This is a genomic window from Sphaerochaeta sp. UBA5849, assembly GCA_002432715.1.
In the GTDB taxonomy this organism is placed as follows: domain Bacteria; phylum Spirochaetota; class Spirochaetia; order Sphaerochaetales; family Sphaerochaetaceae; genus Sphaerochaeta.
Map to the genome: position 1 here is coordinate 1 of DJGJ01000004.1, position 11528 is coordinate 11528.

10 protein-coding genes are annotated in these 11528 nt (G+C 48.8%); 8 read left to right on the forward strand and 2 right to left on the reverse strand.

Annotated elements, in window-relative coordinates:
* From B3K89_RS00485 to typA, 6 genes are all read left to right on the forward strand, one after another.
* The coding region (locus tag B3K89_RS00485) for a sulfite exporter TauE/SafE family protein (protein ID WP_345906903.1) at positions 1-776 on the forward strand (776 nt) is incomplete at its 5' end.
* A gap of 178 nt (positions 777-954) precedes the next feature.
* Positions 955-2490 (forward strand): ATP-binding cassette domain-containing protein, encoded by a 1536-nt coding sequence (locus B3K89_RS00490; RefSeq protein WP_293896574.1) that lies wholly within the window; start codon positions 955-957, stop codon positions 2488-2490.
* 269 nt (positions 2491-2759) lie between these two features.
* A complete protein-coding gene (locus tag B3K89_RS00495) occupies positions 2760-2942 on the forward strand; it encodes a hypothetical protein (RefSeq protein WP_293896577.1) in 183 nt (60 codons plus the stop codon).
* Between the two features lie 43 nt (positions 2943-2985).
* Positions 2986-3906, forward strand: a complete 921-nt coding sequence (locus B3K89_RS00500; protein ID WP_293896580.1) for a DMT family transporter — start codon at positions 2986-2988, stop codon at positions 3904-3906.
* Positions 3907-3988: 82 nt separating this feature from the next.
* Positions 3989-5185, forward strand: a complete 1197-nt coding sequence (locus B3K89_RS00505) for an MFS transporter (RefSeq protein ID WP_293896583.1) — start codon at positions 3989-3991, stop codon at positions 5183-5185.
* Between the two features lie 18 nt (positions 5186-5203).
* The gene (typA, locus tag B3K89_RS00510) at positions 5204-7045 is read left to right on the forward strand and encodes a translational GTPase TypA (RefSeq protein WP_293896586.1); all 1842 of its coding nucleotides are present in this window, start codon (positions 5204-5206) and stop codon (positions 7043-7045) included.
* Positions 7046-7089: 44 nt separating this feature from the next.
* Here typA and B3K89_RS00515 read toward each other — a convergent pair whose 3' ends face one another.
* Both B3K89_RS00515 and asnA read right to left on the reverse strand, forming a co-directional pair.
* The gene (locus tag B3K89_RS00515; protein WP_293896589.1) at positions 7090-7842 is read right to left on the reverse strand and encodes an exodeoxyribonuclease III; all 753 of its coding nucleotides are present in this window, start codon (positions 7840-7842) and stop codon (positions 7090-7092) included.
* Between the two features lie 8 nt (positions 7843-7850).
* On the reverse strand, positions 7851-8885 hold the full coding sequence (asnA, locus tag B3K89_RS00520; RefSeq protein WP_293896592.1) for an aspartate--ammonia ligase: 1035 nt from the start codon (positions 8883-8885) through the stop codon (positions 7851-7853).
* Between the two features lie 58 nt (positions 8886-8943).
* On the opposite strand from asnA, the gene B3K89_RS00525 reads away from it, so the two are divergent.
* Together B3K89_RS00525 and B3K89_RS00530 are read left to right on the forward strand one after the other, a co-directional pair.
* A complete protein-coding gene (locus tag B3K89_RS00525) occupies positions 8944-9594 on the forward strand; it encodes an HAD family hydrolase (RefSeq protein WP_293896595.1) in 651 nt (216 codons plus the stop codon).
* Positions 9595-9772: 178 nt separating this feature from the next.
* A complete protein-coding gene (locus B3K89_RS00530; protein WP_293896597.1) occupies positions 9773-11101 on the forward strand; it encodes a GH1 family beta-glucosidase in 1329 nt (442 codons plus the stop codon).
* Positions 11102-11528: the final 427 nt, after the last annotated feature.

The window sequence follows — 11528 nt, forward strand, 5'->3', positions numbered from 1 at the left end:
TCGGAGGGCTTTTTTTGGCCTTTGTGCTACACTGTTCGGGGAGGCTTGCCATGTTGTTGGTCCTTGTAGCGCTCATTGTATTGGTAGGTTCGTTCCTGCAGGCAAACATCGGATTTGGCTTTCCCATTGTAGCCATGATCTTCTTTCCCTCACTTTTCCCATTCTCCACCGCTGTAACGCTTAATCAGGTTATCGCCATAGCGAGCACCCTATTCGTATCCATACGGTACCGAACGTATATCCGATGGAGAATCCTGCTTCCTCTGCTGCTCTCCTCGCTGTTGGTGGCCCAACTGGTCATAGTTTACAGCCTGAGTATCGATACTTCCTATCTTACGGTTGTACTCGGTCTCTTTTTGGTCCTGCTTTCGTTGTATTTTGCTCGCTTCAGTGAGAAGATCCATATCCAGCCGACGGTGGCCAACGGCTTTCTCATGGGCCTTGTCGCTGGTATCGGCAATGGTTTTTTCGGCATCGGTGGACCACCGGTTGCACTCTACCTGTTTGCTGCAGCAACAGAGAAAAAATCGTATCTAGCCACCATCCAAGCATATTTTCTCTTCTGCAACCTGCATAGCATCCTGGTACGCAGCCTCCATGGATCCTTGCTTGTATCTCATATACCCATCATTCTTGTTGGCTGGGTTTCGATTGCAATCGGAACCATTGCCGGTCTCAAACTCTTTACTAAAATCCCTGAATATTTTCTCAAACGGATTGTTTACGCCTTTGTCGGCTTAAGCGGACTTTGGATTGCACTGCAGCAGCTGTTTTGACACTTGATACAGGGTTCAATCTCCGATACACTACCAATATCCAAGGAGCAACGAAGCGCATGAAGAACTGAAGAACACCCATTCACGCAACAAACCGAATAATGCTCGATTGTATGCGTCACCGCGTGTTCACAGTATATCTTCAATCGTGCGTGTGACGCCTCAACCAGGAGGCCGTATGAGTATCCAAACCTTGGAATTCCAACATTTAACGTTTCATTATCCTGACCAGAGCCTTGATTTGTTCTCTGATCTCAACCTATCCATCGGTAGTGGTTGGACTGCACTCATCGGTGCGAATGGAGGTGGGAAAAGCACGTTGCTCAAGCTGGCATGCAACCAGCTTAAACCCCTTTCGGGGGCTGTGCTGCATCCCCCTCTGTGCATCTATGTCCCGCAGCGTACTGATGAGATACCTCCAACCTACGCGGATTTTGCACTCTCTTATGATGCTTTGGCTTGCAAGTTGCATGGGCAGTTGGGCCTCGATCGTGATTATCCATCGCGTTGGGAGACTCTCAGTCACGGTGAGCGCAAGCGTGCGCAGATTGCCTGGGCTCTCTATAGGGAAAGCGACCTTCTCTGTGTTGATGAACCTACGAATCATCTGGACCAAAATGCAATACATTTGATTATCAGCGCACTTCAGCTGCATCGTGGTATCGGGCTTTTGGTTAGTCATGACCGTGAAGTCCTAGATGCTCTGTGTACTACTACCGTCGAAGTCCAATCACCGTTTGTAACCAAGCTTGCGTGTCCTCCCTCGCAAGCGATGGAGGAGATGCGAAAACTGCGGCTTTCAGCTGAAACCTCCTATAGGGAGCAAGGAAAGGAGCTTCGATGCTTGGTGCGTGAAAAGCAACGCCGCAGGAGCGTTGCTCAGGTTCAGGATGTGAGAAACAGCAAGCGTCATATCGATGCAAAAGATCATGATGCCAAAGCTCGAATAGATGGGTTTCGTGTCAGCGGGGGAGACAAGGTCGCCGGTCGATTGTCACGTCAACTTGACACGCGACTGTCAAACCAACTCGCAACAAAGCAGTCATTATTCAGCTCGCTTTCAGAGATGCGGGCACTTGACCTCTCAAAATCAAGCGCGGGTATAACACTCCAAGGCGTCAAGCATCCCGCGAAAATTGTGCTGGACACTGACGAAACTGTCCTTTCGCTCGGACCCGACCGAAGGCTGTTCCTTCCTGCACTGACGCTTTCACATACCGACAGGATAGGCATACGCGGGCCGAATGGTATTGGAAAGAGCACCTTGATTCGTCACCTTGTACCGCTCTTTGAGGAGAAATCCATACGCTTTTGGTATCTTGAGCAGGAACTGGACCAAGAAAAAAGTCTTTGCTCCTACCAAAAATTTGAGGCGCTCGATTCCCAGACAAAGGGAAGAATTGTCTCGACGGTGGTGCGTTTGGGCAGTGATGCCCGACTGTTCCTCCAATCGGCCCTCCCAAGCCCCGGTGAACTGAGAAAGCTGCTGATATCACAAGCTTTGGAGAGTGAGCTCTCCCTCTTGGTTCTCGATGAGCCGACCAACCATCTCGACCTTCCTTCCCGCCTGGCCTTGGAAGCCGAGCTGGGTGCCTTTACAGGGGCCTTGTTGCTGATAAGCCACGACCAAAGCTTTCTCGACAAAGTCTGCTCTACGTGGTGGGATATTGCCTCTATTGCAGATTCTCTTGACTCTGAACTCCTTGTGCATTGACAGAGCATATTTCTTATTGTATAGACAAACATCAATATGAGAGAGATTCATGGGAGCTCACGCATTCATACTCGTATTGAAAGCCTTATCAGTTCTGAGGCCGTATTGCAGATGTGGGCTGGATAGCCGAACTCAACAAGGAAGCAAGGAACCTAGTAGCCTTTGCCAGATAGCCGAAGCCTTGGCGAAGGCGAAATACAGCCATGTATTCGAAGCCTTTTCCGCCGGCACTGGAACCAAGCCCCGCATTAATCAAGATGCTGAAAATTATGAAAGAACTATATAGTATCGATATTGTTGTTACCATGGGATGCAATGTGAATTGTCCCTATCATCCCTGCAAGAGTCGGGAGGATTGGGGCCAGGATGATGCAGTTTTTAAGAAGGCCATCGGCATCATAGAAAAACTGGACGACCCGGCTGATAGGATTCGCCGGGGATCGGGTTCCTGATTGCTTGACAGCCTGTGCCGTTCTGTACCAGCATGCAAGCATTATGAAGCTGGATGTACAAAAAGGGTTGGGTTACGCACTTGTAGCCCTCTCTGCCTGTTGTTTTGCACTTATGCCGATCTTTGCCCGAATTGCGTATGATTCTGGAGTTGATACTACGACCCTGTTGCTAGGACGGTTTCTCATCGGAGGAATTTTTCTCGCTTTTCTTGCATGGGTCAAGCGATCGCCTCTTCCCCCAAAAAAGTCATGGCCCGTCTTGTTCCTGCTCGGTCTGGTCGGGTATGCAGGAACCTCGTTTTGCTACTTCTCTGCACTCAATCATGCATCAGCCTCATTGGTAGCCCTGCTACTCTATGCGTATCCGGCTCTGGTTGTTTTGCTGGGTTTTGTCATTGCCCATGAGAAAGTCTCGAGAAACAACCTCCTGGCTTTGATGTGTGCGAGTGGAGGCTGCATGTTGGTCATCGGACTTTCGGGCAAGGGGGACTGGAAGGGCATTGCCCTCGCCCTCTCTGCAGCCTGTGTGTACTCGCTGTACATCATCATCAGCTCCCGGGTGGTGGGCACAAGGACTGCAATGGCAGGCAGCGCCTTCATTATTCTCAGCGCCTCGGTATCGTACTTGTGCATAGCCCTTTCTAAAGGGGTATCACTGCCGGAAAGCGCTTTAGGAGTGACGGCAACGCTTGCGATTGCATTCTTTTCAACTGTCGTGGCCTTCTGGTCGTTCTTTGCCGGACTGGGAAGAATCGGGGCGGCAAAAGCTTCCTTGGTATCGACACTGGAGCCGCTGGTAACCGTGATAAGTGCAGTGCTCTTTTTGGGAGAAAAGCTTACCCTTTCAATCGTGGCCGGCGGTTTTTTGATTCTCGCAGGGTTGGTGATCTCAGCCCTGCCTTCAAAGGGTGCAGACAGCATGCAGCAATACACGACAGCAACCGATGATTCTTCCTGCCGGTAGTGGACATTTCTTCCAAATAACGGTATTACATAGGAGTATCAAGCAACGGTACCCTTGGTATCAAATGTTCCAGGAGAGATTAATGAACTCATTGGCATCCCTACTCAAGGTCAAACGGGATGATGTTCCCTTGATGTATACCATCTATTTTGCTTTCTTCACCAGCGGGATGATGAGTACGCTTATCGGTGCACTGCTTCCATTCATGAAAGCAGAGTACCATATGAGTTACGTACTCAGCGGTGCTGTTATTTCAGCCCATCAGATCGGCAACTTCTGTGCCCTTCTCATAGCGGGATACCTGCCGTATCTGATCGGGCGGAAGAAGAGTACCATCACGTTGTCGCTGGGGATCGTCATCGGGTTTCTCCTGATGACCCTTACCGCCAATCCTGTGCTTTTGCTCATCGCATTCACCTTCACCGGCATCGGGCGGGGGACCATGAGCAATATCACCAATGTGGTGATGAGCGAAATAGCGGAGAACAAGACTGCCGGACTGAATCTGCTGCATGCATCCTTTGCAGTCGGAGCTTTTCTGGCTCCCTTCATCGCGATTCTCTCCACTTCGGTGTTTGGTGTCTATTGGAGGATGAGCGCTTGGATATTGGTGTTGTTCGAGATCCTGGTCCTGTTCTTTTTGGGGAAATCCTCACTATCGGGAAAGCCCAAGGCTAAGAGCAAGGATGGCGGAACCGACTTCATCAAGAGCGGACGCTTTTGGCTCAATACCTTCATTCTCTTCTTCTATCTCTGCGGGGAAGCATCGGTGACCGGGTGGCTGGTAACCTACTTTACCGACACAGGCCGGCTCAGTCCCGCTCTTGCACAAACAACCAGTTCGGCATTGTGGATTTTCATCCTCATCGGCCGTCTGGCGTGTGCATCGCTCTCGGTAAAAGTGAATAAAAACCTCCTATTGGTGGTTTTGGGATTTCTCCAAATTGTCTTTTTTGTCATGATGATCAGCGTACAACATGTTGTACTGATTTATATAAGTCTGTTCGGGTTCGGGCTTGCAATGAGTGGAACGTATCCAACTACGCTATCCACCATGGATAGGAAATTCAACGCTTCCACCATAGCAACAGGAACCTGTATTGCCACTGCAACAGTAGGGGCAATCACCATGCCGATACTAGTCGGCTCGGTTGCTCAAGCGATCGGCATCGCCGGAGGTCTGGCTACCATCAGTTTGAGCATCCTATGCATGTTCTCTCTTATCTTGGTCAAATATGTTCTCGCAAGAAAACACAACACAGAAAGAGAGGAGGCATAGGCGCAGGTAAGGAATTGCATGATTACTCAGAATACAAAGATTCGGAACATCGCCATAATCGCTCACGTTGACCATGGTAAAACCACGTTGGTCGACGGGCTGTTCAGACAGAGCGGTATGGTCAAGGATGGCGGTCAGGACCGGATAATGGACAGCGGTGCCATCGAACGGGAGCGCGGCATCACCATCAGTGCCAAGAACTGCGCCATCTCCTGGAAGGGCGTGAAGATCAACATCATTGATACTCCCGGACACGCTGATTTCGGAGGCGAGGTGGAACGGGGCCTCTCGATGGTCGACGGTGTCGTTTTGCTGGTCGATGCAGCCGAAGGTCCACTGCCTCAGACGCGCTTCGTATTGGAGAAGGCGCTCAGGCTCAATCTCAAGCCAATCATTGTCATCAACAAGGTCGACCGTCAGGATGCCCGAAGCGCTGAGGTCCTTCAGGAGGTCTACGAACTGCTGCTGGAGCTTGCCAATGATGAGTCCCTGCTCGAAGTACCCATATTCTATGCCATAGGGAAGAGCGGCCGCTGCGGGCTCTTTGCCGATGCTCTGGGCAGTAACCTGCATCCCTTGATGGATTGCATCCTATCGTATGTCCCTGCACCGGTTTTCGACGATGAGCAACCCTTCCAGATGCTGGTCAGCGACTTGTCGTACAATGATTATCTGGGGCGGTTGGCCATCGGAAAGGTTGTGAACGGCAGTGCCTCAATCTACGACAACCTTGTCTGTGTTCAGGAAAACAATGTACATAAGGCTCTACGGGTCACCAAGCTGCAAACCTACAACGGTCCTACATTCTCAGAGACCACCTTGGTTCAGAGTGGGGATATCATTGTGCTCAGCGGTGTCGAGGATGTGCATATCGGTGATACCATCTGTACTGCAGAATTCCCCAAAGCCTTAGAGCGAATCCATATCGACGAACCCACCGTTTCGATGCAGTTTTCCAAGAATATCAGCCCGCTGGCTGGAAAGGATGGAAATCAAGTCACCTCGGCAAAAATTTGGGAACGCCTGCAGAAAGAAAGTCTTCGAAACGTTTCCATCAGGGTTGAGAAAAACGCCGATGACACGTTCAGTGTAAAAGGCCGTGGAGAATTCCAACTGGCAATCATTGTTGAACAGATGCGGCGGGAGGGGTTTGAACTCTGTGTCGGGCGTCCCCGAACGATTTTCAAGATTGATGAAAGCGGGAGAAAAACCGAACCGGTGGAGTATTTGTATGTCGATTGCCCTGAGGAGAACAGCGGGACGGTCATGGACAAGCTTTCCAAGCGGAAGGCGCAGATGCGTGACATCACCTATACGGGGAACGGACGGGTGAAAATGAAATTTGAAATCCCCGCCCGAGGCTTGATCGGGTATCATGATGAGTTCATGACCGATACCAGGGGCAACGGGATCCTGAATACGTATATGAAGGGCTATGAGCCCTACAAGGGAGATTTCCCTGACCGCCTCAGCGGTTCGCTGATCAGCGATCGAAGCGGCAATGCCGTCGCTTATGGTCTTTGGCAGCTCGAAGACCGCGGCCGATGGTTCATCGTTCCTGGAGACCCCGTGTACGAAGGTCAGGTTGTGGGAGAGCGGAATCGGGATGGCGATCTTTTGCTCAATCCCACCCGTACCAAGAAGCTGACCAATCTGCGGGCAAGCGGCAAGGATGAGGCAGTTGTGCTTACTCCCGTAAACAAACCCACCTTGGAGCAAGCCATCCAGTTCATCAAGGATGATGAGTTGGTGGAAGTCACGCCGAATGCTATCCGGATGTGCAAGAAAATCCTTGACGGACAACAGCGGAAAGTGTTTGAGAACCGCGGAGAGATTCCTCAGTATTTACTGAATAAATAAGAAATTGGAAAGGGAGCCGAAAGGCTCCCTTCTTGATGACTTGCTCAATCCTTGAGATACAGGATCACCGGGGCGTGGTCGCTTCCCTCAGTCTCTGTGTCGATGGTGCTGTCGATGATGCGGTCCTTGAGCTCCTCGCTGACAAGCCAGTAATCGATGCGCCACCCTGCATTGTTCTCGCGTGCCCTGAAACGATAGGACCACCACGAGTAGATGCCTTCACGATTCGGATAGAGATAGCGGAAGGTGTCGATGAAACCGGCCTCCAACAGGTTGGTGAATTGGTTGCGCTCCTGGATTGAATATCCTGCATTCTGTTCATTGGCCTTCGGGTTCTTCAAGTCGATGCTTTGGTGGGCCACATTGAGGTCTCCGCAGATGATCACCGGCTTGATGGAGGCAAGTGAAGCAACATAGCTGCGGAACGCCTCATCCCAATCCATTCTGGTATCCAGTCGAGCCAGGGCTTCCTGGCTGTTGGGTGTATAGCAATTTACGACATAGAATTGCTCAAACTCGGCAGTGATGGTTCTTCCTTCATTGTCCAGAGGATGGCCGATGCCCCGCTCCACTGAAAGCGGCTCTTGCTTGGAGAACAGTGCTGTGCCGCTGTAGCCTTTCTTCTCAGCAAAACTCCAGTAGGTATGGTACCCCTCGGCAGTCAAGGAAATTTGGTCTTCCTGTAGTTTGGTCTCCTGCAAACAGAAAATATCGGCATTGCTGTTCTGCAAATACTCCTCAAATCCTTTTTTCTGTATTGCTCTCAGGCCGTTCACATTCCAACTGACGAGTTTCATGCTTTCTCCTACATTAAAAAGACATGCATTGCTTTTGCTTCTGCGAGCACCTCTTCTGGCCACACGGATGCCTGTACTTCTCCGATATGGGCCTTTTTCAACAAGTACATGCACAGTCGGCTCTGTCCGATACCACCGCCGATTGTCTGTGGCAGCTCTCCTGAAAGCAGGCGTTTATGCCAGTAGAGATTCACCCTCTGTTGGGCGTTACGAATCTCGAGCTGCCTGAGCAAGGTTTGTTGGTCGACTCGGATACCCATCGACGAGAGTTCCATGGAATCCTGGCGAACTGCATCCCATACGATGATGTCTCCGTTCAGGCCGGTATGCTCTTCATCGCTCTTGGTCGACCAGTCGTCGTAGTCGGGAGCCCGTCCTCCATGACTGACACCATCGGCCAACGGAGAACCGATGCCGATCAAGAAAATTGCTCCGTATTTTTCAGCCAGAACTTTCTCGCGTTGTTGCGGGGAAAGCTCGGGATACTGCTTCTGTGCGTCTTCGGAATGGATGAAGGTAATCTGGTCGGGAAGCGTCGGGGGGCAGGGGGAGAACATCTCACTGACGAGGAATTCTGTTCGCTTCATTGCTGAAAAAATCTTGCGCACGACCTGTTTCAAGAATTCGAGATTTCGGTCGTGTTTGCCCATGACCAACTCCCAATCCCACTGGTCGACGTAAATCGAGTGGATGGCATCCAGATCATCATCCGGTCGGATGGCGTTCATATCGGTATAGAGTCCTGTTCCATGCTTGAATCCCAAATCCGCCAAGGCCATGCGTTTCCACTTGGCCAGGGACTGTACGATTTCCATCTCTCGATTTTCGAGGTTTCCTATCTGGAAGCGGACCGGCCTTTCTATTCCATTCAAATCGTCATTGATACCCGATCCTCGGGGAACGAACAGTGGGCTGGTGACCCTGCTGAGCTTCAAGCCTCCGCTGAGTTCACGCTCAAATGTATCCTTGATGTACTTTATCGCTTTCTCTGTCTGCTTCTGCTCCATGGCAGGAGTATAATTTTCTGGGAAAAACCTCGGCATACAAGACTCCTTATTCGTCGAAGCATACTGTATTTTCCTAAAGAGGAAAAGCACTGGAATGAAGCTGTTTGCTATGGTAACATCGGTTTCCATGAACAACAATTTTGCACTGATCATGGTAGATATGGGCGGAGTTCTTGCACGGCATGACGACACCAGCATGGAGAAGCTCCTGCTCAAGGATTTTGGAATCGAGTCATATGGCAGTTTTGCTGAACTGAATCCAAAATTGGCCGATGTACTGCAGCAGCACAGCAAAAACGCCATCTCCGAAGAGCAGATGTGGCAGCAATTCACCCAAAAGACCGGTATTGTTGTGCCTCCTTACAAAGGTTCCCTCTGGGCGAAATACTTTCATCCCGACTTGGATATGGGCATGCATGAGCTCCTCTCAGAACTGAAGCAAAGTGGTTTGCGTGTAGTATGTGCAACCAATACCGAACCTGCGCATTATGAACATCACAAGGCAAGGGGCCACTACGCTGTATTTGATGCAGTCTATGCTTCCTGTGAAATCGGCAAGGCCAAACCTGAACCCGGGTTTTTTATTCATATCCTGGAGAGTGAACAAGTGGATGCACAAGAGGTCTTCTTCCTGGATGATAACACAACAAACTGTGAAGCAGCCGCCCGGCTCGGAATTCATGCGTACCATTACACTGATATAGCCGATTTGCGTTGGACACTCTGTTATTTAGAATTGCTATAAAATCCATGCAAAACTCTATAGAAACAAATATATACGATATTGCTATTAGGCTATAACAATAAGTTTGTACACCGATAGAACTTTGTTCTGCAAATTACATAAGCTTGTTTCGTATTTTTGAGCATGATAGCATTCGATGATAAACGGTAGATACAAGATACTACTGGAAGGGAAGACCATGCAGAAAATTGAATTCAACAAGGACTTTTTATGGGGATGCGCCACCGCAAGTTATCAGGTGGAAGGGGCCATTGACGAGGATGGAAGGAAACCCTCCATTTGGGATACTTTTTGCAACAAGGCAGGTGCAATTTTACATGGCGACGACGGCAGTACTGCCGCCGATCAATATCACCGCTACAAAGAAGACGTCCAGCTTATGAGCGATCTCAATTTTCAGGCATATCGTTTCTCCATCGCATGGCCTCGGATTATGCCAGATGGACGCGGTGCGGTTAACCAAAAAGGGCTGAAGTACTACATCAATCTCAGCAAGGAACTACACAGCAAGGGGCTCAAAGTGGTGGCAACACTCTATCATTGGGATCTGCCGCAAGCATTGCAGGATGAGGGCGGCTGGGCGGTTCGTTCCACCGCATATGCATTTGCCGAATATGCAAAGGTATGTTTTGAAGAGCTGGGACCATATGTTGATCAATGGATAACTCTCAATGAGCCGTTCTGCACTGCGTATCTCGGGTATCTGTATGGTGAGCATGCGCCTGGTATCAAGGATCAAGAACAGGCAATCAAGGCTGTTCACTATCTCAACCTGGCGCACGGCTTGGCGGTGGTCGAGTACCACAAATTGGGATTGGAGGCCCCGATCGGCACCGTGCTCAATCCAAGCCTTCCAAGGCCTGCTTCAAGAAAAGCTGACGATGAAAAGGCGGCACGGTACGCACGGGCCATCTTCACCGACGTATTCTTGCTGCCGTTGATGGGAAAGGGATATCCCCAGGAAGTGACTGAGGACATGCATATCAGTTTTCCTGTCCAGGCAGGTGATATGGAGCTTATTGCACAACCGATTGATTTCATAGGTATCAACTATTATATGGAACGGGCGGTTGTGTTTGATGAATCCAGGCTGTTCCTTCACAGGGAGGTTCCCACATGGCAGAGAACCACCAATCAAGATTGGCCGATTGTCCCCTATGGACTGTTGCGAGTACTGAAGTACTTTGATCAGGTTACCGACGGCCTTCCCTTGTATATCACCGAGAATGGCTGTGCCAATGATGATGTTCCAATCAACGGCAGAGTCCATGACAGTTTCCGATGTGATTACATTATTGAACATCTAGCAGCCTGTAAGCAGGCAATTGATGAGGGTGTTAATCTCAAAGGCTATTTTGTTTGGTCGTTCATGGATAATTTTGAATGGGCTTGGGGCTACAGCAGACGATTCGGTATTGTCTATATTGATTATGAAACCCAACAAAGGATCCCAAAAGACAGCGCATACATGATGCGTGATTTTATAGCAGGATACTGTGAATTCTAACTGGAAATACCTATAAACAATACCAAAACCCTGTAAATCTATAAAAATTTACAGGGTATTTTTCAGTACTTTAGAATGACAATTATGGTAAATATAGATAAAATAAATATAAAATATATAAAAAAAATATCGATAAAGCATGATAATACCATCAAAACAAATAAATAAAAGAATAAAAATATATAAAAACTATATGAATATGAATAAATATTGAAGTATTTTAACATCATACTAATATGTATCATTAGTTCTGAAATAAGAATAACAAGAATAATAAAATACAATAGAAATACTATAAAATATAAAATCGTATAAATAATAAACAAATGTAATCTATATAGAAAAAATATGATAAATAAACTATAATTCACGGGTATAATCTCTAAGCACAGCCACATGGTACTGCAAGTAGGAACTAAATAGGGTT